A 25,803-nucleotide genomic window follows, 5' to 3' on the forward strand; every position below is an offset into this window, starting at 1 on the left:
GAGAATGGCTAAGGGGCAATCTTTACAAGATCCGTTCCTGAACGCTTTGCGTCGGGAACGTGTTCCGGTTTCTATTTATTTGGTGAATGGTATTAAGCTGCAAGGGCAAATTGAGTCTTTCGATCAGTTCGTGATCCTGTTGAAAAACACGGTCAGCCAGATGGTCTATAAGCACGCAATTTCTACTGTTGTCCCGTCTCGCCCGGTGTCACACCACAGCAACAATGCTGGTGGCGGTACAAACAACTATCACCACGGTGGTGGTGCGCAGGGTTCTTCTGCGCCGCAGCAAGACAGCGAAGACGCCGAATAAGGCAGATGCTGTTTTTCCACGTCGGGGAGCCAGGTTTTCTGCGTTCCCCGCTGGTATTTTATAAGGGGTTTACGCTTGTTTGACCGTTATGATGCCGGTGAGCAGGCGGTACTGGTACACATCTATTTTTCGCAAGACAAAGATATGGAAGATCTCCAGGAGTTTGAAACTCTGGCCTCTTCCGCCGGTGTCGAAGCAATGCAGGTGATTACCGGTAGCCGTAAAGCACCGCACCCGAAGTATTTTGTTGGTGAAGGTAAAGCTGTCGAAATTGCGGAAGCCGTAAAAGCGACCGGAGCATCGGTCGTGCTCTTCGATCATGCCCTGAGTCCGGCACAGGAACGAAACCTGGAGCGCTTATGCGAATGTCGGGTTATCGATCGTACCGGCCTGATTTTAGATATTTTTGCCCAGCGAGCGCGTACCCACGAAGGGAAACTACAGGTCGAGCTGGCGCAGCTGCGCCACATGGCGACTCGCCTCGTTCGCGGCTGGACCCACCTTGAAAGACAGAAAGGCGGGATTGGTTTGCGCGGCCCGGGTGAAACCCAGCTCGAAACTGACCGCCGTTTGCTGCGTAACCGCATTATGCAGATCCTGGCGCGGCTGGAAAAAGTTGAAAAACAGCGCGAGCAGGGACGGCGGTCACGCGCTAAAGCCGATATTCCAACCGTGTCGCTGGTCGGTTATACCAACGCCGGTAAATCCACGTTGTTCAACCAGATAACTGAAGCCGAGGTCTATGCTGCGAACCAGCTGTTCGCTACTCTGGATCCAACGCTGCGCCGCATTGACGTCCCTGATGTTGGCGAAACCGTACTGGCGGATACCGTAGGTTTTATCCGCCACCTGCCGCACGACCTGGTGGCCGCGTTTAAAGCGACGCTCCAGGAGACGCGCCAGGCGACGCTGCTGCTGCATATCATTGATGCGGCCGATGTGCGCGTGCAGGAAAACATTGACGCGGTAAATACGGTGCTCGCGGAAATCGAGGCCGATGAGATCCCGACGCTGCTGGTTATGAATAAAATCGACATGCTGGATGATTTTGAGCCGCGTATCGATCGGGATGAAGAAAATAAACCGATTCGGGTCTGGCTTTCCGCCCAGACCGGGGTTGGTGTACCGCTGCTTTTTCAGGCTTTGACGGAACGGCTTTCTGGTGAAGTGGCGCAGCACACGCTGCGCCTGCCGCCGCAGGAAGGCCGGTTGAGAAGCCGGTTCTATCAGCTTCAGGCGATAGAGAAAGAGTGGATGGAGGATGACGGTAGCGTTGGTCTGCAGGTGCGCATGCCGATCGTTGACTGGCGTCGCCTCTGTAAACAAGAGCCAGCGCTGGTTGAATACGTGATTTGACCTTGCAGCTTGCCTGAAGATATTAACCCCTGTGGGGATATCAAAAACAAATATGGAGCATATACATGGCGTGGAATCAGCCCGGTAATAACGGACAGGACCGCGACCCGTGGGGAAGCAGCAATAACCAAGGCGGCAACTCTGGGGGAAATGGCAATAAAGGCGGTCGCGATCAGGGACCTCCCGATCTGGATGATATCTTCCGTAAGCTAAGCAAAAAACTTGGCGGCCTGGGTGGCGGAAAAGGTGGACTGGGCGGCGGTAGCGGCTCTCAGGGACCTCGTGGGCCAATGGGCGGGCGTATCGTCGGCATCGTTGCCGCCGCTGCGGTTATTATCTGGGCAGCCAGCGGTTTTTATACCATTAAAGAAGCTGAACGTGGCGTCGTCACTCGCTTTGGTAAATTTAGCCATCTGGTTGAGCCTGGCCTTAACTGGAAACCGACCTTCATTGATAGCGTTCAGGCGGTTAACGTTGAGTCGGTCCGTGAACTGGCGGCTTCCGGCGTCATGCTGACGTCTGACGAAAACGTCGTGCGCGTTGAGATGAACGTGCAGTACCGCGTGACCGATCCGGAACGCTATCTGTTCAGCGTCACCAGCGCGGACGATAGCCTGCGTCAGGCTACCGACAGCGCCCTGCGCGGCGTGATCGGTAAATACACCATGGACCGTATCCTGACTGAAGGACGTACCGTCATTCGTAGCGATACTCAGCGTGAGCTGGAAGAGACCATTCGTCCGTACAACATGGGGATTACCCTGCTGGACGTCAACTTCCAGACGGCTCGTCCGCCGGAAGAAGTAAAAGCCGCGTTTGATGATGCGATTGCCGCACGTGAAAACGAACAGCAGTACATTCGTGAAGCGGAAGCTTACACCAACGAAGTTCAGCCGCGGGCTAACGGTCAGGCGCAGCGTATTCTGGAAGAAGCTCGCGCATACAAGACCCAGACCGTTCTTGAAGCTCAGGGTGAAGTGGCTCGCTTTGCGAAAATCCTGCCTGAGTATAAAGCGGCTCCGGAAATTACCCGCGAGCGTCTGTATATCGAAACCATGGAAAAAGTGCTGAGCCATACGCGCAAAGTGCTGGTTAACGATAAGGGGAGCAACCTGATGGTTCTGCCTCTGGATCAGATGCTTAAAGGCGCCGGCGCGCCGGCGGCAAAGAGCGATAGCAGTGGCGCAAGCGATCTGCTGCGTCTGCCGCCTGCATCCAGCTCAAACAGCGCCAGCAACGCTTCTACCTCTACGGGAGGCACCATTATGGACCAACGCCGCGCCAACGCGCAGCGTAACGACTACCAGCGTCAGGGGGAATAACGATGCGTAAATCTGTTATCGCGATAATTGTCATCGTGCTGGTGGTGCTCTACATGTCCATCTTTGTTGTTAAAGAGGGCGAGCGCGGGATCACGCTGCGTTTTGGTAAAGTTCTGCGCGACGATGAAAACAAACCTCTGGTGTACGCGCCAGGACTGCACTTCAAGATTCCGTTTATTGAGTCTGTGAAGATGCTCGATGCGCGTATCCAGACGATGGACAATCAGGCTGACCGCTTCGTCACCAAAGAGAAGAAAGACCTGATCGTTGACTCCTACATCAAGTGGCGCATCAGCGACTTTAGCCGTTACTACCTGGCAACCGGCGGCGGTGATATCTCCCAGGCCGAGGTGCTGCTGAAACGTAAATTCTCTGACCGTCTGCGTTCTGAAATTGGCCGTCTCGATGTGAAAGACATCGTGACCGACTCCCGCGGTCGTCTGACCCTGGAAGTGCGCGATGCCCTGAACTCAGGCTCTGCGGGCACGGAAGATGAAGTCAGCACGCCGGCTGCCGATGACGCGATTGCCAAAGCGGCAGAGCGTATTGAAGCAGAAACCAACGGTAAGGTTCAGGTGATCAACCCGAACAGTATGGCGGCGCTGGGTATTGAAGTCGTCGACGTGCGAATCAAACAGATCAACCTGCCGGCTGAAGTGTCTGAAGCGATCTACAACCGTATGCGCGCCGAGCGTGAAGCGGTTGCCCGTCGCCATCGTTCGCAAGGGCAGGAAGAAGCTGAAAAACTGCGCGCGACCGCGGATTATGAAGTGACCAAAACGCTGGCGGAAGCCGAGCGTCAGGGACGTATCCTGCGCGGTGAAGGCGACGCTGAGTCGGCGAAATTGTTTGCTGACGCATTCAGTCAGGATCCGGGCTTCTATGCCTTTATCCGTAGCCTGCGTGCGTACGAGAACAGCTTCCAGAGCAATCAGGATGTGATGGTTCTCAGCCCGGACAGCGATTTCTTCCGCTATATGAAATCACCTACGGCGGCGGCTCGCTAATAAGCGTTCGTAGATGGAATAAGTGAAAAGGCGCCTTGTAAGGCGCCTTTTTTACAACTGAGCTAAATTAGTTGCCAAGCAATTTATTTATCAGCCCACCGAATAACGGTACGCTTGCTAGCGTGCTTTCAATCACACCGCCGATTGTTGAACCTATCGTACTACCGATAGTTTCTCCAAGCCCTGGCGCGATGGTCGACAGATTGATTGTGCCAAGGATAGGTAAGTCAACGCTCAGAGTACTGCCGAGTGACCATACTGCAGAGCCTGTCTTACCACCCAGTGAAGCCAGCCCATCTTGCAGCCAGCCCGCGCCGCTTACAGCGTTGATTTCAGTTGCGGTTAATTCTCTCATAATAATCCTCCTGATTATCTTATGCTCGTATCGAATCTTGATACGCTATGCATACTTGCAATTTAAAAAACAACCTTCAATACAATGGGTTATGAATTTTGTTTCATAAAATTAGTTCATAATGATGATGAAATAACTGACAATGTGAAATGAGGATAAACACAGCATTGACTAGCATCGGGTGCTGTATCGGGCGGCGTATAAATAAGGGTAAATAATGAACTCAACAATCTGGCTGGCGCTGGCGCTGGTTTTAGTACTCGAAGGACTCGGGCCGCTGCTTTACCCGCGAGCCTGGCGTCGAATGGTCGCCACGATGAGTCAATTACCGGATAATTTATTACGCCGGTTTGGCGGTGGTCTTGTGGTTGCTGGCATCGTCATCTACTACATGTTGAGGAAAACGATTGGCTGAGCGTAAAGTAGACTAATTTCCCGTCTTTCGAGTGCAAAAAGTGCTGTAACTCTGAAAAAGCGATGGTAGAATCCATTTTTAAGCAAACGGTGATTTTGAAAAATGGGTAACAACGTCGTCGTACTGGGCACCCAATGGGGTGACGAAGGTAAAGGGAAGATCGTCGATCTCCTGACTGAACGGGCTAAATATGTTGTGCGCTACCAGGGTGGTCACAACGCCGGCCATACTCTCGTAATCAACGGTGAAAAAACCGTCCTCCATCTCATTCCATCAGGTATTCTTCGCGAGAATGTCACCAGCATCATCGGTAACGGTGTTGTACTGTCTCCGGCTGCGCTGATGAAAGAGATGAAAGGTCTGGAAGACCGTGGTATCCCTGTTCGCGAGCGTCTGCTGCTTTCTGAAGCTTGCCCGCTTATCCTCGAATATCACGTCGCGCTGGATGTCGCCCGTGAAAAAGCGCGTGGCGCGAAAGCTATCGGTACGACCGGTCGCGGTATCGGCCCGGCTTACGAAGATAAAGTGGCTCGCCGCGGTCTGCGCGTTGGCGATCTGTTTGATAAAGCCACCTTCGCTGAGAAACTGAAAGAAGTGATGGAATATCACAACTTCCAGTTGGTGAATTTCTATAAAGCCGAAGCGGTTGATTACCAGAAAGTTCTGGATGACGTGATGGCGATTGCCGACATCCTGACCGCGATGGTTGTTGACGTTTCCGATCTGCTCGACCAGGCGCGTAAGCGTGGCGATTTCGTCATGTTTGAAGGCGCGCAGGGTACGCTGCTGGATATCGACCACGGTACCTACCCGTACGTGACCTCCTCCAACACCACCGCCGGTGGCGTTGCGACCGGCTCCGGTCTGGGTCCGCGTTATGTAGACTACGTGCTGGGTATCATTAAAGCCTACTCCACTCGCGTAGGCGCAGGTCCGTTCCCGACTGAGCTGTTTGATGAAACCGGAGAGTTCCTGTGCAAGCAGGGTAACGAGTTTGGCGCCACCACCGGCCGTCGTCGTCGTACCGGTTGGCTGGATGCCGTGGCGGTACGCCGCGCGGTGCAGATTAACTCCCTGTCGGGTTTCTGCCTGACTAAGCTGGACGTCCTGGACGGCCTGAAAGAAGTTAAAATCTGCGTTGCCTACCGTATGCCGGATGGCCGCGAAGTGACAACCACTCCGCTGGCTGCTGACAACTGGGAAGGCATCGAGCCGATTTATGAAACCATGCCGGGCTGGTCTGAAACCACCTTTGGTGTGAAAGAGCGCAGCGGCCTGCCGCAGGCAGCGCTGAACTACATCGCACGCATTGAAGAGCTGACCGGTGTACCGGTTGATATTATCTCTACCGGTCCTGACCGTACCGAGACGATGATTTTGCGCGATCCGTTCGACGCGTAATTATCTCCAGGGGCGCCGTTAAGGCGCCTCTTGTTTTTGCTGTTCGCCCGCCCCATTTAAATAAATTAGCGGCCTGAGCGCTGGCTGGTTTATCATCAATAGTAATTACGTCTACCGACGCACTCTGTTTTTCTTTTCCCTGAGGTTGATTGTGCAGTTAACGAGTTTCACTGATTACGGATTACGCGCGCTGATTTATATGGCGTCGCTACCGGATGGAAGAATGACCAGCATCTCCGAAGTGACGGAGGTTTACGGCGTTTCCCGTAATCATATGGTTAAAATAATCAATCAGCTAAGTCGCGTGGGGTACGTGACCGCGGTACGGGGAAAAAATGGGGGCATTCGTCTGGGGAAACCGGCAAATATGATTCGCGTGGGGGATGTTGTTCGCGATCTTGAGCCGCTCTCGTTGGTCAACTGCAGCAGCGAATTTTGCCATATTACGCCCGCCTGTCGTCTTAAACAGGCGCTTGCTGAAGCCGCGCAAAGTTTTCTCAAGGAACTGGATAACTACACGCTGGCCGATTTGGTTGAAAAGAATCAACCGCTTTATAAATTATTACTGGTGGAGTGACGTAAACTTCACTGGAGATGACAACGGAGGAACCGACATGTCACAAGATCCTTTCCTGGACCGCGAATCTGAAAAATACGCTAATCCAATCCCGAGCCGGGAATTTATCCTCGATCATTTAGCAAAACGCGAAAAACCGGCTAGCCGAGATGAGCTGGCAATAGAGCTGAATATTGAAGGCGAAGAACAACAAGAAGCATTGCGCCGCAGATTGCGTGCAATGGAACGCGATGGTCAACTGGTCTTTACACGTCGTCAGTGCTATGCGCTGCCGGAACGTCTTGATCTGCTGAAAGGGACCGTTATCGGTCATCGTGATGGTTATGGCTTCCTGCGCGTTGAAGGCCGTAAAGATGACCTGTATCTGTCGTCCGAGCAGATGAAAACCTGCATTCACGGCGATCAGGTGCTGGCGCAGCCGCTGGGCGCCGACCGTAAAGGCCGTCGGGAAGCGCGTATTGTCCGCGTACTGGTGCCCAAAACGGGTCAGATTGTGGGCCGCTACTTTACCGATGCGGGCGTTGGCTTCGTGGTGCCGGATGACAGCCGCTTGAGCTTCGATATCCTGATCCCCCCGGAACAGATCATGGGCGCGCGGATGGGATTTGTCGTGGTGGTTGAGCTGACCCAGCGTCCAACCCGCCGCACCAAAGCGGTCGGCAAGATCGTTGAGGTACTTGGCGACAATATGGGTACCGGTATGGCGGTCGATATGGCCCTGCGCACCCATGAAATTCCCTACGTCTGGCCGCCAGCGGTCGAAAAACAGGTTGCCGGCCTGAAAGAACAGGTACCTGAAGAGGCGAAAAAAGGGCGCGTTGATTTACGCAGCCTGCCGCTGGTCACCATTGATGGCGAAGACGCCCGTGACTTTGATGATGCCGTGTACTGCGAGAAGAAACGCGGCGGTGGCTGGCGTCTGTGGGTGGCGATCGCCGATGTGAGCTACTACGTGCGCCCGGGTACGCCGCTGGATGGCGAGGCGCGTAGCCGCGGCACGTCGGTCTACTTCCCGTCTCAGGTGGTTCCGATGCTGCCTGAAGTGCTCTCTAACGGCCTGTGTTCACTGAATCCTCAGGTCGACAGGCTCTGTATGGTTTGTGAAATGACGATTTCGGCCAAGGGGCGTCTGACCGGCTTCAAATTCTACGAAGCGGTGATGAGCTCCCATGCCCGTCTGACCTATACCAAAGTCTGGCATATGCTGCAGGGCGACCAGGATCTGCGCGAGCAGTACGCGCCGCTGGTTAAGCATATTGAAGAGCTGCATAACCTCTACAAAGTGCTGGACGGCGCGCGTGAAGAGCGCGGCGGTATCTCATTTGAGAGTGAAGAAGCTAAATTCATCTTTAATGCTGAACGCCGCATTGAACGTATTGAGCAGACTCAGCGTAACGACGCGCACAAGCTGATTGAAGAGTGCATGATCCTGGCGAACATCTCCGCTGCGCGCTTCGTTGAGAAGGCCGAGGAACCGGCGCTGTTCCGTATCCATGACAAACCGAGTACGGAAGCGATTACCGCATTCCGTTCGGTGCTCGCGGAACTAGGGCTTGAACTACCTGGCGGCAACAAGCCGGAGCCGCGCGACTATGCGGAATTACTGACCTCTATCGCCGATCGTCCGGATGCAGAGATGCTGCAAACCATGCTGCTGCGGTCGATGAAACAGGCAATATACGACCCGGAAAACCGTGGCCACTTTGGTCTGGCGCTGCAATCCTATGCCCACTTCACCTCGCCGATTCGCCGCTATCCTGACCTTTCGCTGCATCGCGCGATCAAGTATTTACTGGCGAAAGAGCAGGGACATAAAGGCAATAGCACCGAGACCGGCGGCTGGCACTACAGCATGGACGAGATGCTGCAGCTGGGAGCGCACTGTTCGATGACCGAGCGTCGTGCTGATGAAGCGACGCGCGATGTTTCGGACTGGCTGAAGTGTGACTTCATGTTGGATCAGGTGGGTAACGTCTTTAAGGGCGTGATTGCCAGCGTGACCGGCTTTGGTTTCTTCGTCCGTCTGGATGAGCTGTTTATTGATGGCCTGGTGCACGTCTCTTCTCTCGATAACGACTACTACCGCTTCGATCAGGTCGGGCAGCGTCTGATTGGTGAATCCGGCGGCCAGACCTATCGACTGGGCGATCGCGTGGAAGTGCGCGTTGAAGCGGTCAACATGGACGAGCGTAAAATTGACTTCTCGCTTATCTCCAGCGAGCGCGCGCCGCGCAACGTCGGTAAGACCGAGCGAGAAAAAGCGAAGAAAGGTGGCGCAGGTAAATCTTCCGGACGTCGCCGTCAGGCGGGCAAGCAGGTAAACTTCGAGCCGGATAGCGCATTCCGCAAACAGAAAGGTCAGCCTCAGGCAAAGTCCGCTCAGCCAAAAGGCGAGAAGAAAGCGAAGAAGCCGTCGGAGAAAACCCAGAAGATCGCCGCAGCGACCAAGGCCAAGCGCGCGGCGAAAAAGAAAATAGCTGAGTAATGATATCCCTTTACCCCGGCGACTCCCGGAATCGTAATGGGACCGGGGTGAAGGGACTGAAAACAGAACCTAAACGAGTAGATAAATGAGTGAAATGATTTACGGCATCCACGCGGTGCAGGCGCTGCTGGAGCGTGCTCCTGAGCGTTTCCAGGAAGTCTTTATTCTGAAAGGCCGCGAGGATAAGCGCCTTATGCCGCTGATCCATGCTCTGGAAGCGCAGGGTGTGGTGATTCAGGTCGCCAGCCGCCAGTTTCTGGATGAGAAAAGCGAAGGCGCCGTTCATCAGGGAATTATTGCCCGCGTGAAGCCCGGACGTCAGTATCAGGAGAACGATCTGCCGGATCTGATCGCCTCTCTCGATCAGCCGTTCTTTTTGATCCTTGACGGCGTGACCGATCCGCACAACCTCGGCGCCTGTTTACGTAGCGCTGACGCCGCTGGCGTGCATGCGGTGATTGTCCCCAAAGACCGTTCTGCGCAGCTGAATGCCACGGCGAAAAAAGTGGCCTGCGGTGCGGCGGAAAACGTCCCGCTGATCCGCGTCACCAACCTGGCGCGTACCATGCGTTTGCTGCAGGAAGAGAACGTCTGGATCGTCGGTACTGCCGGTGAGGCCGATCATACGCTGTTCCAGAGCAAAATGACCGGATCGCTGGCGCTGGTCATGGGAGCGGAAGGTGAAGGCATGCGCCGCCTGACCCGGGAGCACTGCGACGAGTTAATCAGCATCCCGATGGCCGGTAGTGTGTCGTCGCTGAACGTATCGGTCGCCACCGGTATTTGCCTGTTTGAAGCGGTACGCCAGCGCAGCTAATCTCTTCTTTCTGAATAAGCCATTCTCCGGAATGGCTTATCTTCATCAGTCCTGTTCATCCTCTCGCTCTATCCGACGGGCAATGTCGAGACCTTTTTCAACATAGTCCAGGACCTGGCTCAAGGGTAATTCCTCTCCCGGTTCATCTCCCGTTTGCTTAATGAATTTAAGCTGCGCGCCTCGATGCTTTAATACTTTGACGAGATTCAGAAAATTTCCAATGGGGTTCTGCTCTTCCAGAATGTCATCGCAGATTTTGTTTTCATCAAATGAGGTGACGTAACCGTAAGCGTTCAGGTTCTGCTTGATAGCGCTCATCGCGAGATGAGGAAGATGGCGGTGGATAAGCGGAATATAGCTCGGCGCATTTTCTCGAGCTTCAATAATTAAATGAATCATGAAATTCCCTTTCTGATTGTGAGAGAACTTTATAACAGAGTTCTCTGACGGAAAGTGCGCCGTTGTCCATACTTATGAATAGAGCCATTGAAGGAGGGAAACATAATGCACTGGCAAACTCATACCGTATTTAACCAACCCTCGCCGCTGTGCAACAGCAACTTATTCTTGTCCGATACCGCCCTGCGTGAAGCCGTCGTCCGCGAAGGCGCGGGCTGGGATGGCGATCTGCTGGCGAGCATTGGTCAACAGCTGGGGACGGCCGAATCTCTGGAGCTGGGGCGCCTGGCCAACAGCAACCCGCCGGAACTGCTGCGCTATGACGCCACGGGATCGCGGCTTGACGATGTGCGTTTCCATCCCGCCTGGCATCTCCTGATGCAGGGACTATGCGCTAACCGGGTACATAACCTCGCCTGGCAGGAGGATGCTCGCGGAGGTTCTTTCGTTGCCCGCGCTGCCCGCTTTATGCTGCATGCGCAGGTAGAAGCGGGAACCCTGTGTCCCACCACCATGACCTTTGCCGCTATTCCATTGCTGCAGCGTTCCTTACCCAGGCCCTTTAGCGACTGGTTATCACCGCTATTAAGCGATCGCTACGATCCGCATTTGGTACCGGGAAATCAGAAACGCGGGCTGCTTATCGGCATGGGGATGACGGAAAAGCAGGGGGGATCTGATGTCCTGAGCAATACGACCCGTGCGGAGAAGACAGCCGAAGGCTTTTATCATCTGATTGGGCATAAATGGTTTTTCTCCGTACCGCAGAGCGATGCTCATCTGGTGCTGGCTCAGGCGCCGGCGGGCCTCTCCTGCTTTTTTGTTCCGCGCCTGTTGCCGGATGGCCAGCGTAACGGCGTACATCTGGAAAGGCTGAAAGATAAATTGGGCAACCGCGCGAATGCCAGCAGCGAAGCCGAGTTTTTCAATGCCTGCGGCTGGCTGGTCGGGGAAGAGGGTGATGGCGTCCGGCAAATTCTCAAAATGGGCGGTCTGACCCGTTTTGACTGTGCGCTGGGTAGCCATGCGCTGATGCGCCGGGCCTATTCGGTAGCGTTATACCATGCTCTGCAGCGTCAGGCATTTGGTAAAAATCTGGTCGATCAGCCGATGATGCGTCAGGTTCTGGGGCAGATGGCGCTGCGGCTGGAAGGGCAAACCGTCTTTCTGTTTCGCCTGGCGAGGGCCTGGGACAGGCGCAATGATGTGCAGGAAGCGCTATGGGCAAGGTTGTTCACGCCCGCGGCGAAATTTGCTATCTGCAAATCCGGTATCGCCTTCGTCGCCGAGGCGATGGAGGTGCTGGGCGGCTCCGGCTACTGTGAAGAAAGTGAACTGCCGCGTTTGTATCGTGAAATGCCGGTAAACAGTATCTGGGAAGGTTCAGGGAATATTATGTGCCTGGACGTGATGCGTGTTCTGATCAAGCAGCCGGCGGCGCTTGAGCTTCTGGCGGCGGAGTGCGCGGAAGTGAAAGGGCAAAATCGTCATTTCGATCGGGCGTGGCGGCAGCTGCAGCAGTGGCTACGGCGCCCTCACGAAGAACAGGGACGGGAGATTACCCGGCTGGTTTATCTGCTTGGCGTTGGCGCGCAGGTATTACGCTTCGCTTCACCGCCGTTGGCAGAGGCCTGGTGTCGTATGATGCTCGACACGCGCGGCGGCATGCGGCTGGATGAGCAGACGCTGGATGACTTGCTGTTACGGGCAACGGGACGCGGACGCCTGGCGCCTCAGGCATAGAGAATGGCCTGTACCCGCCAGTTATCCGGCTGCTGATCCTCGTACATCTGGACAATGCGATACCAGGACGCGCCCTGTTCGTCGGCCTGCACGGCGATGGCGTGCTCAACATCCTGCTGGCTGCCGGAGATGTTGTTAACGCAAATCAGGCCAATTTCGTTCAGGCCCGTTACGCAGTCAGCGCTGGCAAATTCCGCTGACTGCGCGGAAGTATTGGCCGTGACGGTGGTCAACATCAGGCTAGGTAGGGTAAAAGTTCGTTTCATCGTCAGCTCCATTTCACATAGTCCTGAGGGCAGTCCGTTGCTAACGTTCTGCCAGGTTACAGCTGGCTGAACGTTATTATGCACAGGAGAACGTGAATGGATGCAAAACAGTGTAAAGCTGGCTTAAAGGTTGACCGCTATTTACGGTACAAAATTGCCTGCGAATACCACTGGCCCGGAACCATGGTGTCATCAATCATTATGATGACGTAGTAATCAGCTTTAGCCGCCTCTGCTTTGAGCTTCAGCGCAGCCTCTACATCCATCGGCGAGCCGTACATTAATACGCTCACCGTCCCCATCTTCTGCAGACCCGCCGTCTGGTTACGCTGGATCTCTTGTGGATGGTCGGTTGCTGGCGGCGGCGCCTTTGGCGTCCCTTGTAGGGCGCTACAGCCGGTTAAAGCGATTGCCATTAACCACGGTGCAAACCTACGCATAACCATATCTCGTTTCCTGTTAGTCATAGTGTAGTGGTAGCCTGAATGTCATTTCCGGGGAATGTTCCCAAATTGTTATCCCGTACGCGATTTTCGAATGAAAATATCGTGAAAGCGTAATCTGGTTCTCAAGATTATGAATCATGTGCGAGCGAGTGACTTGAGTAATAACATAACATCACTTGAGAGAAAGGAGACGGTAAATGATTGCACTAGAAATGCGTAACCTTGCGGGTGGGGAGATTCTCCATGCGTACCCGCAGGGCGCCGCGGATACGGCGCTGCCTTGCATTGTCTTTTACCATGGTTTTACCTCTTCTAAGCTGGTCTACAGCTATTTTGCCGTTGCGCTTGCAGAGGCGGGCTTTCGGGTGATTATGCCCGATGCAGCGGAACACGGCGCGCGCTACCGGGGAGACGAACAGGGGCGGATGCAGCGCTTCTGGCCGATTCTGATGAACAATTTTATTGAATTTCCGGCGCTACAGGAGGCGATTCGGGAGCGGGGATGGCTTGCTGACGACAGGCTGGCGGTGGCCGGCGCATCGATGGGCGGAATGACGGCCTTAGGGATTATGACCCACCACCCGGAGCTGAAAAGCGTCGCCTGCCTGATGGGGTCAGGCTATTTCAGTACGCTCTCGCAGACGCTTTTTCCTTCTCCTTCGTGGGAGGCAGGGCAGCTGGCTGAGTGGGACGTCAGCCAGCAGCTGGCGACCCTCGCCAGCAGACCGCTGCTGCTCTGGCACGGCGATGAGGATGATGTGGTGCCGCCGGGGGAGACCTTCCGCCTGCAGCAGGCGCTGCAGCAAAACGCACTGGCCGACAACTTAACCTGCATTTGGCAGAAAGGCGTCCGTCACCGCATTACGCCGGAAGCGTTAGCCGCGACGGTGGCATTTTTTCAACGTCACCTTTAAACGCGAATCACCTGAACGCCCTGATCTTCAAGCTGCTTGAGGATCGCCTCATCGGCCTGTTTACCGGTAATAACCAGGTCGATTTGCCCGGCCTGGCTAAAGAGCATTCCGGCGCGTTCGCCTACTTTGCTGCTGTCGACCAGAACCGCGAGTTTGCCGACAACGTTAAGCATTTTTTGCTCCGCCATCGCCGTCAGCATATCGGTTTTGTACAACCCTTCGGCGGTCAACCCTTTGCCGCTGGTAAACATCCAGTGCCCGGCGTACAGGCTGTTTTCGCTGCCCTGCGGGCTCAGCGTGATGGAGTGGCTGCGGTTATACTGTCCGCCCATAATAATGACGCTGTCGTGTTCCTGATCGATCAGGTAGTTGGCCAGCGGCAAATAGTTGGTGATGATCTGCACCGGTTTACCGCACAGTTCTTGCCCAAGCAGGAATGCGGTAGAGCCGCAATTTATGACGATGCTTTCGCCCGGGTTCACCAGCTGCGAAGCCGCGCGTGCAATCCGCACCTTCTCATCGTGGTTTTGCGCCTGGTGAATATTCATTGGTGACCAGCGCGGGCGCTGCTCGCTGATGGCTTCCGCGCCGTTGCGGACCTTTTTCAGCTTGCCGCTTTCATCGAGTTTGTTGATATCGCGTCGTGCCGTCGCCGGAGAAATTCCCAGCCGGGAAATCACCTGCTCCACGGTGACAAATCCCGTTTGTGCCAGCAAATCCAGTAAAATTTGATGTCTTTGCGCTTCCGTCATGAGCAAATCCGATTAAAAGTGATAAGCAAAGATGATATTTGAAATCAGGTGAAAATACTAATGCTGACGGGGATAATTTCCGGCGGGCGGTCCCGCCGGAGAAGCCTTACAGGAAAGACTTAAAGGGCAGGTCCGGTTCCATGGTGAAGCAATCGTCGAATCCGCGCGGATAGTGGTATTCAAAGCTGTCTTTATCCAGCGGCCAGGTGAATTTCCCACCCACCTGCCAGATAAAAGGCTTAAAGCCATACTTCAGGCGGTCTTTTTTCATCTCCCACAGAACGCGGATTTCCTGCGGATCGGCCTGGAAGTTTGACCAGATATCGTGATGAAACGGGATCACCACTTTGGCATTCAGAGACTCGGCCATGCGCAGGATATCGGCGCTGGTCATTTTGTCGGTGATACCGCGCGGGTTCTCGCCATAGGAACCGAGAGCCACGTCTATCTGGTGTTCGTTACCGTGCTTCGCGTAGTAGTTGGAGTAGTGAGAATCGCCGCTATGGTAAAGGTTGCCGCCCGGCGTTTTGAACAGGTAGTTCACCGCGCGCTGATCCATTCCGTCCGGCAGTACGCCTGCCGCTTTCTGATCCGCGGGCAAGGTAATCAGAGCCGTACGGTCAAAAGCGTCGAGCGCGTGAATTTCGACGTCTTTTATTTTGACCACATCGCCCGGCTTCATCACGATGCAGCGCTCTTTCGGTACGCCCCAGCCAATCCACAGATCGACGCAGGTTTGCGGACCGATAAACGGCACGTCATCGGCGCAGTTTTGCATAACCGCGGCGGCCACGTTCACATCAATGTGATCGTTATGATCGTGGGTGGACAGTACGGCGTCGATCTGGCGAATAGCGAACGGATCGAGAACAAACGGGGTGGTGCGCAGGTTGGGCTGGAGCTTCTTCACGCCGGCCATACGCTGCATCTGGTGGCCGGTTTTCATCAGCGGATTCCCGTGGCTTTGCTTGCCGGTACCGCACCAGAAATCGACGCAGATATTGGCCCCGCCTTCGGATTTCAGCCAGATGCCCGTACAACCCAACCACCACATCGCGAAGGTGCCCGGCGCAACCTGCTCTTGTTCAATTTCTTCATTCAGCCAGCTACCCCATTCCGGAAAAGTGTTCAGGATCCATGATTCGCGGGTGATGGTTTGCACTTTACTCATTTATTTTTCCCTCACATATTATCAAAAGTAATCACAATGTGATTTGTTTTGACGAATACTGGCATCGTTTGTTCAGGATTGCAATCCTGAATTTTGCCCTTCATGAGAGTAGTTGTGGGAGTTAAAAAGAGATGAATGTATACTTTATGATATGTGGTTTATCATATTTTATTGATTTTAATATATTATTTTTCAGTTTCTGAAAATGAGAATTAATACCATGATGGATTGTATGATTATTTGCGGCGTGCGTCACATTTAATCAAATATAATCTTGTTGTGATTATTTTTGATTATTAGAGTGATCGCAACAACCAACCTGGGCGTAGCGTGCGTTCAGAGCGTCCACTTTCTGGAGTGTGTTATGGAGATTCTCTACCACATCTTTACCGTGTTCTTTAACCAGGTTATGACCAACGCCCCGCTGCTGCTGGGTATTGTGACCTGCCTGGGCTATATCCTGCTGCGCAAAAGCGCCAGCGTTATCGTTAAAGGGACAATTAAAACCATTATCGGTTTTATGCTGCTGCAGGCCGGCTCCGGCATTCTGACCAGCACGTTTAAACCGGTGGTGGCGAAAATGTCTGAAGTTTACGGCATCAACGGCGCTATCTCTGATACCTATGCCTCCATGATGGCGACCATTGAGAGGATGGGCGATGCTTACAGCTGGGTGGGCTATGCCGTGCTGTTAGCCCTGGCGCTGAATATTTGTTATGTCCTGCTGCGGCGTATTACCGGTATTCGTACCATCATGCTTACCGGGCACATCATGTTCCAGCAGGCGGGGCTGATTGCCGTCTCTTTTTATATCTTCGGCTACACGATGTGGACGACGATTATCTGCACGGCGGTGCTGGTGTCACTCTATTGGGGCATTACCTCAAATATGATGTATAAGCCGACGCAGGAAGTGACCGACGGCTGCGGCTTCTCCATCGGACACCAGCAGCAGTTCGCTTCATGGATTGCTTACAAGATCGCCCCGTATCTGGGTAAAAAAGAGGAGAGCGTTGAGGATCTCAAGCTGCCTGGCTGGCTGAACATCTTTCACGACAACATTGTCTCCACGGCTATCGTGATGACCATTTTCTTCGGCGCGATTTTGCTCTCCTTCGGCATCGACACCGTACAGGCGATGGCGGGTAAAACCCACTGGACAATCTATATCCTGCAAACCGGCTTCTCGTTCGCCGTCGCTATTTTCATTATCACCCAGGGCGTGCGCATGTTCGTCGCCGAACTTTCGGAAGCGTTCAACGGTATCTCCCAGCGCCTGATTCCCGGCGCCGTGCTGGCGATTGACTGCGCCGCGATTTATAGCTTTGCGCCAAACGCCGTCGTCTGGGGCTTTATGTGGGGCACCATCGGCCAGCTGATCGCCGTCGGTATTCTGGTGGGCTTCGGCTCTTCCATTCTGATTATTCCGGGTTTTATCCCGATGTTCTTCTCTAACGCCACCATCGGCGTGTTTGCTAACCATTTTGGCGGCTGGCGCGCGGCGCTCAAGATTTGTCTGGTGATGGGGATGATCGAAATCTTTGGCTGCGTCTGGGCGGTGAAGCTGACCGGCATGAGCGCCTGGATGGGCATGGCGGACTGGTCAATTCTGGCGCCGCCGATGATGCAGGGCTTCGCCTCCATCGGTATCGCGTTTATAGCCGTCATCATCATTATCGCACTGGCTTATATGTTCTTCGCAGGGCGCACGCTGCGTGCTGAAGAGGACGCGGAAAAACAACTGGCAGATGCTTCTGCTCAATAAGGAGTTTTGACTATGACCGTACGTATTCTGGCTGTATGTGGCAACGGGCAAGGAAGTTCCATGATCATGAAGATGAAGGTGGACCAGTTTTTGACCCAGTCAAATATCGATCACACGGTAAACAGCTGCGCGGTGGGTGAATACAAAAGTGAACTAAACGGCGCGGATATCATCATCGCCTCCACCCATATCGCCGGTGAGATTAGCGTCTCCGGCAACAAGTATGTGGTTGGGGTGCGCAACATGCTATCGCCTGCGGATTTCGGCCCAAAACTGCTGGAAGTGATCAAAGCGCACTTTCCGCAGGATGTGAAGTAAGGAGGCTAAATGAAATTACGTGACTCGCTGGTGGATAACAACTCCATCCTTTTACAAGCCGACGCCAGCACCTGGCAGGAAGCCGTCAAGCTGAGCGTTGATTTACTGGTAAAGGCGGATGTCGTTGAGCCGCGCTACTACCAGGCCATTCTGGATGGCGTAGCCCAGCATGGCCCCTATTTTGTGATTGCTCCCGGTCTGGCGATGCCGCATGGCCGACCAGAAGAGGGGGTTAAGAAAACCGGCTTTGCGCTGGTCACGCTGAAAACGCCGCTGGTTTTTAATCACGAGGATAACGACCCGGTCGATATTCTGATCACCATGGCGGCCGTGGATGCCAATACCCATCAGGAAGTCGGCATCATGCAAATCGTTAATCTGTTTGAAGATGAAGCCAACTTTGACCGTTTACGCGCCTGCCGCACCGCGCAGGAAGTGCTGGAATTAATTGATAACGCCACGGCGGCGGCCGTTTAAAAGGAACACTACAATGTCATTACCTATGTTGCAGGTTGCGCTTGATAACCAATCCATGTCTTCCGCGTATGAAACGACGCGCCTGATAGCCGATGAAGTGGACATTATTGAAGTCGGCACCATTCTTTGTGTGGCTGAAGGCGTACGCGCCGTTCGCGACCTGAAGGCGCTCTATCCCAATAAAATCGTGCTGGCGGACGCCAAAATCGCCGATGCCGGTAAAATTCTCTCCCGCATGTGCTTTGAAGCCAACGCCGATTGGGTCACCGTGATCTGTTGCGCGGACATCAACACCACCAAAGGCGCGCTGGATGTCGCGAAAGAGTTCAACGGCGATGTCCAGATCGAACTGACCGGCTACTGGACCTGGGAGCAGGCGCAGGAGTGGCGCGAAGCGGGTATTCAGCAGGTGGTCTATCACCGTAGCCGCGATGCCCAGGCGGCCGGCGTGGCGTGGGGCGAGGCGGATATCAGCGCGATCAAACGCTTGTCTGAAATGGGCTTTAAAGTCACCGTCACCGGCGGTCTGGCGCTGGAAGATTTACCGCTGTTTAAAGGTATTCCCATTCACGTCTTTATCGCCGGTCGCAGCATTCGCGACGCTGCCTCTCCGGTAGAGGCAGCCCGGCAGTTTAAACGTTCTATCGCCCAGCTGTGGGGCTAAGGAGCGGTCATGCTGTCAAAACAAATTCCGCTCGGTATCTATGAAAAAGCGCTCCCCGCGGGGGAGTGCTGGCATGAACGCCTGCGGCTGGCGAAAGAACTCGGCTTTGATTTCGTCGAAATGTCGGTAGATGAAACGGACGCCCGTCTGGCGCGACTAGACTGGAGCCGGGAGCAGCGCCTTGCGCTGGTCAACGCGATTGCTGAAACCGGGGTGCGGGTACCCTCTATGTGCCTGAGCGCCCATCGCCGCTTTCCGCTCGGTAGTGAAGACGACGCGGTTCGTGCGCAGGGCCTGGAGATTATGCGCAAAGCGATTCGGCTGGCGCAGGATGTGGGGATTCGCGTTATCCAACTGGCGGGTTACGACGTGTACTACCAGGAAGCCAATAACGAGACGCGCCGTCGTTTCCGCGACGGGCTAAAAGAGAGCGTCGAAATGGCGAGCCGCGCGCAGGTGACGCTGGCGATGGAAATCATGGACTACCCGCTGATGAACTCGATCAGCAAGGCGCTGGGCTATGCCCACTACCTGAATAATCCGTGGTTCCAGCTCTATCCGGATATCGGCAACCTGTCCGCCTGGGATAACGACGTGCAGATGGAGCTTCAGGCCGGAATGGGTCATATCGTGGCGGTGCACGTCAAAGATACGAAGCCCGGCGTGTTTAAAAACGTGCCGTTCGGTGAAGGCGTCGTCGATTTTGAACGTTGTTTCGAAACGCTCAAGCAGACGGGCTACTGCGGCCCGTATCTGATTGAAATGTGGAGCGAAACGACCGACGATCCGGCCGCTGAAGTTGCGAAAGCACGCGATTGGGTGAGGGCGCGGATGGCCCGCGCCGGTCTGGTGGAGGCGGCATAATGCACACGTTAAAACAGCAGGTCTTTGACGCCAATATGGATTTGCCGCGTTACGGACTGGTCACTTTTACCTGGGGTAACGTCAGCGCCATTGACCGCGAACGCGGGCTGGTAGCGATTAAGCCCAGCGGCGTCGCCTACGAGATCATGAAAGCGGATGATATGGTGGTAGTCGATCTCGAGGGTAAGGTGGTGGAAGGGCGCTATCGCCCTTCTTCCGATACCGCCACGCACCTGGCGCTATATCGTCGCTATCCGAGCCTCGGCGGCGTGGTGCATACCCACTCGACGCACGCGACGGCCTGGGCGCAGGCGGGCCTGGCTATTCCCGCGCTGGGGACGACCCACGCGGACTACTTCTTTGGCGATATTCCCTGCACCCGGGCGTTAAGCGCGCAGGAAGTGGCGGAGGCTTATGAGCTGAACACCGGCCGCGTGATTATCGAAACGCTGGGAGACGTTGAGCCGCTGCATACGCCGGGCATCGTGGTTTATCAGCACGGGCCTTTTGCCTGGGGCAAAGATGCGCACGATGCGGTGCATAACGCGGTGGTGATGGAAGAGGTGGCGCGGATGGCGTGGATTGCTCGCGGGATCAATCCGCAGCTGAAGCCCATCGATAGCTGGCTGATGGACAAGCACTTTATGCGCAAGCATGGGCCAAATGCCTATTACGGGCAAAAGTGAAACACGTGCTCCGGAGCATTCATCTTTATGATGAATCAACCGGTCTGCTCCGGAGCCATTTTAGTTTTGCTGATAAGCTGATGGCATACAGCGCATACCAATAAGCGTCAGCACGCAGATTACCGCTCCGGCGTAAAACGTCGAGGCAGCACCGAATACCTCCCACAGCCCCCCCGCACCTGCGCTGGCCAGCAGCAGCGCAACGCCGCTCACCAGGTTGAACATCCCGAACGCCGTTCCGCGCAGCTCCGGCGGGGCGGTTTGCGCCACCATCGCCGCCAGTAGACCCTGCGTCATGCCCATATGAATACCCCACAGCGCGACGCCGGCCAGAAGCGTGCTCCAGTGGCTGCTCAGCGCCAGCACGATATCGGCGGCGATCAGCACCAGCAGACCCCACTGCAGCATTTTGCTGTGGCTCATGCTGTCCGATAGTTTACCGAACGGATAAGCCGTCAGGCTGTACACCAGATTCATCGCGACCATCACCAGCGGAATCGCGAACAGCGGGATCGCCATCTGCTGGGCACGCAGTACCAGAAACGCTTCGCTGAAGCGGGCGAGAGTAAATATCGAGCCGATAACCACAACCCACCAGTAGGCGGCTGAAAGCTTTTTTAGGTTCTCGCTGCGCAGGGGATTGGTTCGTTTCCGGGTGACCGGCGTTTTTGGCTCTTTTAGCCCAAGGCCTAATAAAGCGATGGAGAACGCGGCAGGAATGACCGCGATCCAGAAAATAGACTGGAAGTCGTTATCCCAGAGAAACATCAGCGCGACGGCAAGCAGCGGCCCCAGAAAAGCGCCGATAGTGTCCAGCGCCTGGCGCAGCCCGTAGGCGGCGCCGCGGATTTCCGGCGGGGTGACGTCGGCGACCAGCGCATCCCTCGGCGCGCCGCGTATTCCTTTGCCCACGCGGTCGATCATTCGCGCGCTAAACACCACGCCTGAGGTGGGCGCGATGGCGAAAAGAGGCTTGCTCAGCGCACCCAGGCCATAGCCGAGCAGCGCAAGGCCTTTGCGTTTGCCGACATAATCGCTGAAGACGCCAGAGAAAACCTTCAGCATCAGCGCGGTAGCTTCGGCAACGCCTTCGATAATGCCGATAATAATGACGCTGGCCCCCAACGTAGTGGCCATAAATAAAGGGAGCAGGCTGTGGATCATTTCCGAGGAAACATCCATCAGCAGGCTAACACCGCCAAGAACCCAAACTCCTTTTGGGATACGGCTTAGCGTGGCAAAACGCGGAACCATGAAGCACTCCGGAAAATCATGCGGTTAAAAAGTGATTAAATCAGGTTACGCTGGCGCTGATAAGTCACGAGAAAAAATAATTCTCAATTGCATTAAGGCGCTATTGTGCGGATATGCCCGCCGGGCAATGCCATCGTTGGCTTCCCCCTGCAACGGGAAGAAGCCAACGATCCGGGAAAACTAGCGGTAAATGGCGGCACTGGCGTGAATCGGACCGTCGCTTCCCGGTTCATGGATGAGGATCGGCTGGAAATACTTCGCTCCCTGAGCATCGCTCTGCTGACTAAGCGCCTGGTCGGCTTCCTGCTCGGTGGCGATGTTGTGGTTAATATAGATAACGCCGAGGCTCTGCACATCGTCCATGTTGCGGGCCTGGCGGGCATCGATTTTAATAGCAGCCAGCGCGTTGGCGCTCAATAAAAGCACTGCCATTACGGTTATGAGGATGTATTTCATCATCTACGCTCCTTATGACAATCCTGACGTTAACCCGCTTCCATGGGGTATGGATTGCTTCTGATCTAAGTGTAATCGCTGCCTCGCTGGCGTATCGCGACCATTTCTGATGCAGTTGTTCAAAAAATTGTCGCTTCCGCCGTTGATTAATTTTAAATCACTGGCTTAAGGCCACTTCGCGCTTAGTGCGAATTATTTGCACAATTCACTTGTCTTAAACCCCGCTCGCCCGTATTATGACGCGTCAATTTTTCAGCCGCCCTTTAACACGTTCCTTGCCTCCATGGGCCGCGGCTGACCCAGACAGGAGGCTGAATAATCCGTAAGGAGCAATTCGATGCGTCATTACGAAATCGTTTTTATGGTCCATCCTGACCAGAGCGAACAGGTTCCGGGCATGATCGAACGTTACACTGGTGCAATCACTGCAGCAGAAGGTACGATCCACCGTCTGGAAGACTGGGGCCGCCGTCAGCTGGCTTATCCGATCAACAAACTGCACAAAGCTCACTACGTTCTGCTGAACGTTGAAGCGCCGCAGGAAGCGATCGATGAGCTGGAAACTAACTTCCGCTTCAACGACGCCGTTATCCGCAGCATGGTAATGCGTACTAAGCACGCTGTTACCGAAGCATCTCCGATGGTTAAAGCGAAAGACGAGCGCCGCGAGCGTCGCGAAGATTTCGCCAACGAAACCGCAGATGATTCTGAAGCTGGGGATTCTGAAGAGTAATCCTGATGACCAACCGTCTGGAGCTGTCCGGCATAGTATGCAGGACTCCACTTCGTAAGGTCAGCCCGTCAGGAATTCCACACTGCCAGTTCGTGCTTGAGCATCGTTCAGTGCAGGAGGAAGCCGGTTTTCACCGGCAGGCATGGTGCCAAATGCCCGTGATAATCAGCGGACACGAGAACCAGGCCATTACTCACAGTATAACGGTCGGTAGCGCAGTAATCGTTCGAGGGTTCATCTCTTGCCACAAGGCAAAGAACGGCTTGAGCAAAATGGTTCTGCATGCCGAGCAGATTGAATTGATAGATTCTGGAGACTAGCCATATGGCACGTTATTTCCGTCGTCGCAAGTTCTGCCGTTTCACCGCGGAAGGCGTTCAAGAGATCGACTATAAAGATATCGCTACGCTGAAAAACTACATCACCGAAAGCGGTAAGATTGTCCCGAGCCGTATCACCGGTACCCGTGCAAAATATCAGCGTCAGCTGGCACGCGCAATCAAACGCGCTCGCTACCTGTCCCTGCTGCCGTACACTGATCGTCATCAGTAATCGGTCACGGTCCATTAATACGACTTTGAGAGGATAAGGTAATGCAAGTTATTCTGCTTGATAAAGTAGCAAACCTGGGTAGCCTGGGTGATCAGGTTAACGTTAAAGCGGGCTATGCTCGTAACTTCCTGGTACCACAGGGTAAAGCTGTTCCTGCTACCAAGAAAAACGTTGAATTCTTCGAAGCACGCCGTGCTGAACTGGAAGCCAAACTGGCAGAAGTTCTGAGCGCTGCTAACGCACGTGCTGAAGCAATCAACGCACTGGGCACCGTTACCATCGCGTCTAAATCTGGCGACGAAGGTAAACTGTTCGGTTCCATCGGTACTCGCGACATCGCTGACGCTGTAACTGCAGCTGGCGTTGCCGTTGCTAAGAGCGAAGTTCGTCTGCCGAACGGCGTTCTGCGCACCACCGGTGAGCACGAAGTGGACTTCCAGGTTCACAGCGAAGTTTTCGCTAAACTGGTTGTTAACGTTGTAGCTGAGTAATTAATTACTCAACTCACGTCGAGACGCCGGCCTTGTGCCGGCGTTTTGCTTTTCTGTATTTGTCGAATCTTTTCCTGGTATGGTGGCTATTCTTAGCAACTTTCTGGATAATAAAATAAAACACTATTTTATTTCTGGTGAAGTGAATGGACGCACCCTCGATTTTTTCCCGCAAGAAAGTGGCTTATGCCTGCGCAACCCTCTGCTGTCTGCTGTGGGGAAGCTCCTACCCGGCGATTAAAAGCGGCTATGAACTGTTTCAGATTGCCACTGATGATGTGCCGTCTAAAATCGTCTTTGCTGGCTATCGCTTCCTGTTTGCCGGCGCGCTGCTGCTGCTCTTCGCGCTGGCGCAGCGTAAGCCAATCGCTCGCTTAAATCCCCGTCAGTGCGGCCAGCTGGCGATACTGGGCATCACGCAAACGTCTATCCAGTACGTTTTCTTCTACGTTGGCCTCGCGTTTACCACCGGCGTGAAGGGATCGATTATGAACGCCACAGGTACCTTCTTCAGCGTTCTGCTGGCGCACTTTATCTATCAGAATGACAGGCTGAGCTACAACAAAGCCATCGGCTGTATTGTCGGCTTTGCCGGCGTGATGCTGGTGAACGTTAATCATTCATTGAGCGATTTTAGCTTTATCTGGCAGGGCGACGGCTTTGTAGTGCTGGCGGCGTTTATCCTGTCGGCGGCGACGCTGTACGGTAAGCGCATTTCGCAGACGGTTGACCCGACGGTGATGACCGGCTGGCAACTGGCGTTTGGCGGCCTGGTACTGGTCGGCGGCGGCTATCTGACCGGCGGCACCCTTGAGGTTCACAGCGCAGCTGCTGCGCTGGTTCTGGCTTATTTGACGCTGCTCTCTTCCATTGCTTTTGCTCTATGGAGCGTGCTGCTCAAGCATAACCGGGTGAGTACGATCGCGCCGTTCAACTTTGTGGTTCCGGTAGCCGGCACCGTGCTGTCGGCCATCTTCCTCGGCGAGAATATTCTCGAGCTGAAATATGCGGTTGCGCTGGCGCTGGTGTGCGCCGGGATCTGGTGGGTGAATAAGCCCGGCAAAGCTTCACCGCAGGCCGGGTCAATTACCCGGCCGTGAGACCTTATCGGACGCGAATAAAGCTACCGTTCGACTGGCGGGTAAATAGCACCTGCTGCCCGCCGCCGGTATCGATAGTCAGCCCGGTGACTACGCCATTGGCGTTCTGACGGATCTGTACCGTCTGCCCGGTTTGCAGTGAGCTTAGCGGTTTTCCTGCGCCTTCCACCTGGGCCATGGCGTAAACGTCGGTCGGCGGCAGGTTGTGGTCGCGGAACAGCTGTGCGAGGGTTTTGCCGGATTCAATGCGGTAGGTCCGCCACTGCTGCTCAATGCCGGGAGTCGACTGCGGCTCCTGATAAGGCTGGGAAGCGGTCTGCTGCTGCGGCTGGTCCGGCTGCTCATCCTGAATCGGCTCCGGCGCGACCGGCGCCACCTGATCGGCATCGTTCACGGGCGGCGTATTGGTGATGGGCGGCAGCGGGACAGCCTGATTGCCGGAAGAGGGCTGTGACTGGGATTGCAGGTTGATGTTCGCCTCGCGGCTGGCCTGAACCTCGCTGCTGTTATCCTCGGAAGGGAGCAGAACGCCGATAATCACCAGTAGCGCTCCGGCAATGATGCCCCGGCGGTGCATCGGCGGTAGCGGATCCATGAGGCGAAAATGATCCGGGGCGTGCCAGATCTTCGCCAGGGTAGATGTCAGTTCAAAGCGCCCGGGCATGGCTTTCCTCCTGCTCCGCATATTTTTATCCTGTAAATAA

Annotated in this window: 31 protein-coding genes; 22 read left to right on the forward strand and 9 right to left on the reverse strand. The window is 54.7% G+C overall.

From position 1 onward, the window contains the following. The first annotated feature begins 4 nt into the window (after positions 1-4). The 4 genes from hfq (at position 5) to hflC (ending at position 3,998) form a co-directional block, all read left to right on the forward strand. Positions 5-313 (forward strand): RNA chaperone Hfq, encoded by a 309-nt coding sequence (gene hfq, locus IYV58_RS02295; protein WP_004097968.1) that lies wholly within the window; start codon positions 5-7, stop codon positions 311-313. 75 nt (positions 314-388) lie between these two features. Then, complete coding sequence (gene hflX / locus IYV58_RS02300; RefSeq protein WP_004128082.1) at positions 389-1,669, forward strand: ribosome rescue GTPase HflX; 1,281 nt, start codon at positions 389-391, stop codon at positions 1,667-1,669. Between the two features lie 65 nt (positions 1,670-1,734). Continuing rightward, positions 1,735-2,991 carry an FtsH protease activity modulator HflK gene (gene hflK, locus IYV58_RS02305; RefSeq protein ID WP_004128085.1) on the forward strand — a complete coding sequence of 419 codons (1,257 nt, stop codon included), beginning with the start codon at positions 1,735-1,737 and terminating at the stop codon, positions 2,989-2,991. A 2-nt stretch (positions 2,992-2,993) separates the two neighbouring features. Beyond that, positions 2,994-3,998, forward strand: a complete 1,005-nt coding sequence (gene hflC, locus IYV58_RS02310) for a protease modulator HflC (protein ID WP_004128087.1) — start codon at positions 2,994-2,996, stop codon at positions 3,996-3,998. Between the two features lie 67 nt (positions 3,999-4,065). Here the strand turns inward: hflC and IYV58_RS02315 are convergent, their stop codons facing one another. Next, on the reverse strand, positions 4,066-4,353 hold the full coding sequence (locus tag IYV58_RS02315) for a hypothetical protein (protein WP_004128090.1): 288 nt from the start codon (positions 4,351-4,353) through the stop codon (positions 4,066-4,068). 217 nt (positions 4,354-4,570) lie between these two features. Here IYV58_RS02315 and IYV58_RS02320 point away from each other — a divergent pair, with 217 nt between their 5' ends. The 5 genes from IYV58_RS02320 (at position 4,571) to rlmB (ending at position 10,048) form a co-directional block, all read left to right on the forward strand. Next, positions 4,571-4,768, forward strand: coding sequence for a DUF2065 domain-containing protein (locus IYV58_RS02320; protein WP_004097978.1), 198 nt, complete (start codon positions 4,571-4,573; stop codon positions 4,766-4,768). Between the two features lie 102 nt (positions 4,769-4,870). Next, positions 4,871-6,169, forward strand: a complete 1,299-nt coding sequence (locus IYV58_RS02325; protein WP_004097979.1) for an adenylosuccinate synthase — start codon at positions 4,871-4,873, stop codon at positions 6,167-6,169. A 151-nt stretch (positions 6,170-6,320) separates the two neighbouring features. Further along, entirely contained in the window at positions 6,321-6,746 is a 426-nt protein-coding gene (gene nsrR, locus IYV58_RS02330; RefSeq protein ID WP_004097980.1) for a nitric oxide-sensing transcriptional repressor NsrR, read from the forward strand. Positions 6,747-6,783: 37 nt separating this feature from the next. Next, entirely contained in the window at positions 6,784-9,231 is a 2,448-nt protein-coding gene (gene rnr, locus IYV58_RS02335; protein ID WP_049115782.1) for a ribonuclease R, read from the forward strand. Between the two features lie 85 nt (positions 9,232-9,316). Next, positions 9,317-10,048: a 23S rRNA (guanosine(2251)-2'-O)-methyltransferase RlmB gene (rlmB, locus tag IYV58_RS02340; protein WP_004109129.1), complete on the forward strand. Its 732-nt coding sequence runs from the start codon at positions 9,317-9,319 to the stop codon at positions 10,046-10,048. Between the two features lie 45 nt (positions 10,049-10,093). Here the strand turns inward: rlmB and IYV58_RS02345 are convergent, their stop codons facing one another. Beyond that, entirely contained in the window at positions 10,094-10,447 is a 354-nt protein-coding gene (locus tag IYV58_RS02345) for a hypothetical protein (protein WP_049115780.1), read from the reverse strand. A 105-nt stretch (positions 10,448-10,552) separates the two neighbouring features. Between IYV58_RS02345 and IYV58_RS02350 the strand changes: the two genes are divergently transcribed. Then, the gene (locus IYV58_RS02350) at positions 10,553-12,190 is read left to right on the forward strand and encodes an isovaleryl-CoA dehydrogenase (protein ID WP_049115778.1); all 1,638 of its coding nucleotides are present in this window, start codon (positions 10,553-10,555) and stop codon (positions 12,188-12,190) included. Here IYV58_RS02350 and yjfN read toward each other — a convergent pair. Next, entirely contained in the window at positions 12,181-12,456 is a 276-nt protein-coding gene (gene yjfN / locus IYV58_RS02355; protein ID WP_185910090.1) for a DUF1471 family protease activator YjfN, read from the reverse strand. The two genes, IYV58_RS02350 and yjfN, sit on opposite strands and share 10 nt — an antisense overlap. 137 nt (positions 12,457-12,593) lie before the next feature. Next, positions 12,594-12,902, reverse strand: coding sequence for a biofilm peroxide resistance protein BsmA (gene bsmA, locus IYV58_RS02360; RefSeq protein ID WP_004128104.1), 309 nt, complete (start codon positions 12,900-12,902; stop codon positions 12,594-12,596). 197 nt (positions 12,903-13,099) lie between these two features. Between bsmA and yjfP the strand changes: the two genes are divergently transcribed. Next, entirely contained in the window at positions 13,100-13,816 is a 717-nt protein-coding gene (yjfP, locus tag IYV58_RS02365; protein WP_004128106.1) for an esterase, read from the forward strand. On the opposite strand, the gene ulaR is transcribed toward yjfP, so the two are convergent. After that, on the reverse strand, positions 13,813-14,568 hold the full coding sequence (gene ulaR / locus IYV58_RS02370) for an HTH-type transcriptional regulator UlaR (protein ID WP_004128109.1): 756 nt from the start codon (positions 14,566-14,568) through the stop codon (positions 13,813-13,815). The two genes, yjfP and ulaR, sit on opposite strands and share 4 nt — an antisense overlap. A 106-nt stretch (positions 14,569-14,674) precedes the next feature. After that, positions 14,675-15,739, reverse strand: coding sequence for an L-ascorbate 6-phosphate lactonase (gene ulaG / locus IYV58_RS02375; protein ID WP_004128112.1), 1,065 nt, complete (start codon positions 15,737-15,739; stop codon positions 14,675-14,677). Between the two features lie 364 nt (positions 15,740-16,103). On the opposite strand from ulaG, the gene ulaA reads away from it, so the two are divergent. From ulaA to IYV58_RS02405, 6 genes are read left to right on the forward strand one after another with little or no spacing between them, the layout of a single operon-like run. Further along, on the forward strand, positions 16,104-17,504 hold the full coding sequence (gene ulaA, locus IYV58_RS02380; RefSeq protein ID WP_004128123.1) for a PTS ascorbate transporter subunit IIC: 1,401 nt from the start codon (positions 16,104-16,106) through the stop codon (positions 17,502-17,504). 12 nt (positions 17,505-17,516) lie between these two features. Then, complete coding sequence (gene ulaB / locus IYV58_RS02385) at positions 17,517-17,822, forward strand: PTS ascorbate transporter subunit IIB (protein ID WP_004109091.1); 306 nt, start codon at positions 17,517-17,519, stop codon at positions 17,820-17,822. Positions 17,823-17,831: 9 nt separating this feature from the next. Beyond that, positions 17,832-18,299, forward strand: coding sequence for a PTS ascorbate transporter subunit IIA (gene ulaC, locus IYV58_RS02390; RefSeq protein WP_004128126.1), 468 nt, complete (start codon positions 17,832-17,834; stop codon positions 18,297-18,299). Positions 18,300-18,312: 13 nt separating this feature from the next. Continuing rightward, positions 18,313-18,963: a 3-keto-L-gulonate-6-phosphate decarboxylase UlaD gene (gene ulaD, locus IYV58_RS02395; RefSeq protein WP_004128129.1), complete on the forward strand. Its 651-nt coding sequence runs from the start codon at positions 18,313-18,315 to the stop codon at positions 18,961-18,963. 9 nt (positions 18,964-18,972) lie between these two features. Then, positions 18,973-19,827 (forward strand): L-ribulose-5-phosphate 3-epimerase UlaE, encoded by an 855-nt coding sequence (gene ulaE, locus IYV58_RS02400; RefSeq protein ID WP_004128131.1) that lies wholly within the window; start codon positions 18,973-18,975, stop codon positions 19,825-19,827. Beyond that, positions 19,827-20,513 carry an L-ribulose-5-phosphate 4-epimerase gene (locus IYV58_RS02405; RefSeq protein ID WP_195729392.1) on the forward strand — a complete coding sequence of 229 codons (687 nt, stop codon included), beginning with the start codon at positions 19,827-19,829 and terminating at the stop codon, positions 20,511-20,513. The genes ulaE and IYV58_RS02405 overlap by 1 nt, the downstream gene beginning before the upstream one ends. A 60-nt stretch (positions 20,514-20,573) precedes the next feature. Here the strand turns inward: IYV58_RS02405 and IYV58_RS02410 are convergent, their stop codons facing one another. Next, positions 20,574-21,767, reverse strand: a complete 1,194-nt coding sequence (locus tag IYV58_RS02410) for an MFS transporter (protein WP_195729393.1) — start codon at positions 21,765-21,767, stop codon at positions 20,574-20,576. 180 nt (positions 21,768-21,947) lie between these two features. Next, a complete protein-coding gene (locus IYV58_RS02415) occupies positions 21,948-22,223 on the reverse strand; it encodes a YdgH/BhsA/McbA family protein (RefSeq protein ID WP_049115791.1) in 276 nt (91 codons plus the stop codon). Positions 22,224-22,560: 337 nt separating this feature from the next. Between IYV58_RS02415 and rpsF the strand changes: the two genes are divergently transcribed. The 5 genes from rpsF to IYV58_RS02440 all read left to right on the forward strand — a co-directional run bounded on the left by rpsF (position 22,561) and on the right by IYV58_RS02440 (position 25,099). Continuing rightward, positions 22,561-22,956: a 30S ribosomal protein S6 gene (gene rpsF / locus IYV58_RS02420; RefSeq protein WP_004098001.1), complete on the forward strand. Its 396-nt coding sequence runs from the start codon at positions 22,561-22,563 to the stop codon at positions 22,954-22,956. A gap of 5 nt (positions 22,957-22,961) precedes the next feature. Further along, a complete protein-coding gene (priB, locus tag IYV58_RS02425; RefSeq protein WP_004128142.1) occupies positions 22,962-23,276 on the forward strand; it encodes a primosomal replication protein N in 315 nt (104 codons plus the stop codon). Between the two features lie 4 nt (positions 23,277-23,280). Continuing rightward, positions 23,281-23,508 carry a 30S ribosomal protein S18 gene (gene rpsR, locus IYV58_RS02430; protein ID WP_000135199.1) on the forward strand — a complete coding sequence of 76 codons (228 nt, stop codon included), beginning with the start codon at positions 23,281-23,283 and terminating at the stop codon, positions 23,506-23,508. A gap of 41 nt (positions 23,509-23,549) precedes the next feature. Then, complete coding sequence (gene rplI, locus IYV58_RS02435; RefSeq protein ID WP_004109068.1) at positions 23,550-23,999, forward strand: 50S ribosomal protein L9; 450 nt, start codon at positions 23,550-23,552, stop codon at positions 23,997-23,999. A 146-nt stretch (positions 24,000-24,145) separates the two neighbouring features. Next, positions 24,146-25,099, forward strand: a complete 954-nt coding sequence (locus tag IYV58_RS02440; protein ID WP_004128146.1) for a DMT family transporter — start codon at positions 24,146-24,148, stop codon at positions 25,097-25,099. Positions 25,100-25,103: 4 nt separating this feature from the next. Here IYV58_RS02440 and IYV58_RS02445 read toward each other — a convergent pair whose 3' ends face one another. Continuing rightward, positions 25,104-25,763, reverse strand: a complete 660-nt coding sequence (locus tag IYV58_RS02445; protein ID WP_123828546.1) for a LysM-like peptidoglycan-binding domain-containing protein — start codon at positions 25,761-25,763, stop codon at positions 25,104-25,106. Positions 25,764-25,803: the final 40 nt, after the last annotated feature.

It is taken from the genome of Klebsiella sp. BDA134-6 (assembly GCF_015601345.1).
GTDB classification, from domain to species: domain Bacteria; phylum Pseudomonadota; class Gammaproteobacteria; order Enterobacterales; family Enterobacteriaceae; genus Klebsiella; species Klebsiella grimontii.

Excerpts from the sequence above, each read along its gene's own strand:
- hfq (WP_004097968.1), top strand. The coding sequence starts at position 5 with ATGGCTAAGGGGCAATCTTTACAAGATCCGTTCCTGAACGCTTTGCGT.
- hflK (WP_004128085.1), top strand. The coding sequence starts at position 1,735 with ATGGCGTGGAATCAGCCCGGTAATAACGGACAGGACCGCGACCCGTGG.
- hflC (WP_004128087.1), top strand. The coding sequence starts at position 2,994 with ATGCGTAAATCTGTTATCGCGATAATTGTCATCGTGCTGGTGGTGCTC.
- IYV58_RS02315 (WP_004128090.1), bottom strand. The coding sequence starts at position 4,353 with ATGAGAGAATTAACCGCAACTGAAATCAACGCTGTAAGCGGCGCGGGC.
- IYV58_RS02320 (WP_004097978.1), top strand. The coding sequence starts at position 4,571 with ATGAACTCAACAATCTGGCTGGCGCTGGCGCTGGTTTTAGTACTCGAA.
- IYV58_RS02325 (WP_004097979.1), top strand. The coding sequence starts at position 4,871 with ATGGGTAACAACGTCGTCGTACTGGGCACCCAATGGGGTGACGAAGGT.
- rnr (WP_049115782.1), top strand. The coding sequence starts at position 6,784 with ATGTCACAAGATCCTTTCCTGGACCGCGAATCTGAAAAATACGCTAAT.
- rlmB (WP_004109129.1), top strand. The coding sequence starts at position 9,317 with ATGAGTGAAATGATTTACGGCATCCACGCGGTGCAGGCGCTGCTGGAG.
- IYV58_RS02345 (WP_049115780.1), bottom strand. The coding sequence starts at position 10,447 with ATGATTCATTTAATTATTGAAGCTCGAGAAAATGCGCCGAGCTATATT.
- IYV58_RS02350 (WP_049115778.1), top strand. The coding sequence starts at position 10,553 with ATGCACTGGCAAACTCATACCGTATTTAACCAACCCTCGCCGCTGTGC.
- yjfN (WP_185910090.1), bottom strand. The coding sequence starts at position 12,456 with ATGAAACGAACTTTTACCCTACCTAGCCTGATGTTGACCACCGTCACG.
- bsmA (WP_004128104.1), bottom strand. The coding sequence starts at position 12,902 with ATGGTTATGCGTAGGTTTGCACCGTGGTTAATGGCAATCGCTTTAACC.
- yjfP (WP_004128106.1), top strand. The coding sequence starts at position 13,100 with ATGATTGCACTAGAAATGCGTAACCTTGCGGGTGGGGAGATTCTCCAT.
- ulaR (WP_004128109.1), bottom strand. The coding sequence starts at position 14,568 with ATGACGGAAGCGCAAAGACATCAAATTTTACTGGATTTGCTGGCACAA.
- ulaG (WP_004128112.1), bottom strand. The coding sequence starts at position 15,739 with ATGAGTAAAGTGCAAACCATCACCCGCGAATCATGGATCCTGAACACT.
- ulaA (WP_004128123.1), top strand. The coding sequence starts at position 16,104 with ATGGAGATTCTCTACCACATCTTTACCGTGTTCTTTAACCAGGTTATG.
- ulaB (WP_004109091.1), top strand. The coding sequence starts at position 17,517 with ATGACCGTACGTATTCTGGCTGTATGTGGCAACGGGCAAGGAAGTTCC.
- ulaC (WP_004128126.1), top strand. The coding sequence starts at position 17,832 with ATGAAATTACGTGACTCGCTGGTGGATAACAACTCCATCCTTTTACAA.
- ulaD (WP_004128129.1), top strand. The coding sequence starts at position 18,313 with ATGTCATTACCTATGTTGCAGGTTGCGCTTGATAACCAATCCATGTCT.
- ulaE (WP_004128131.1), top strand. The coding sequence starts at position 18,973 with ATGCTGTCAAAACAAATTCCGCTCGGTATCTATGAAAAAGCGCTCCCC.
- IYV58_RS02405 (WP_195729392.1), top strand. The coding sequence starts at position 19,827 with ATGCACACGTTAAAACAGCAGGTCTTTGACGCCAATATGGATTTGCCG.
- IYV58_RS02410 (WP_195729393.1), bottom strand. The coding sequence starts at position 21,767 with ATGGTTCCGCGTTTTGCCACGCTAAGCCGTATCCCAAAAGGAGTTTGG.
- IYV58_RS02415 (WP_049115791.1), bottom strand. The coding sequence starts at position 22,223 with ATGAAATACATCCTCATAACCGTAATGGCAGTGCTTTTATTGAGCGCC.
- rpsF (WP_004098001.1), top strand. The coding sequence starts at position 22,561 with ATGCGTCATTACGAAATCGTTTTTATGGTCCATCCTGACCAGAGCGAA.
- priB (WP_004128142.1), top strand. The coding sequence starts at position 22,962 with ATGACCAACCGTCTGGAGCTGTCCGGCATAGTATGCAGGACTCCACTT.
- rpsR (WP_000135199.1), top strand. The coding sequence starts at position 23,281 with ATGGCACGTTATTTCCGTCGTCGCAAGTTCTGCCGTTTCACCGCGGAA.
- rplI (WP_004109068.1), top strand. The coding sequence starts at position 23,550 with ATGCAAGTTATTCTGCTTGATAAAGTAGCAAACCTGGGTAGCCTGGGT.
- IYV58_RS02440 (WP_004128146.1), top strand. The coding sequence starts at position 24,146 with ATGGACGCACCCTCGATTTTTTCCCGCAAGAAAGTGGCTTATGCCTGC.
- IYV58_RS02445 (WP_123828546.1), bottom strand. The coding sequence starts at position 25,763 with ATGCCCGGGCGCTTTGAACTGACATCTACCCTGGCGAAGATCTGGCAC.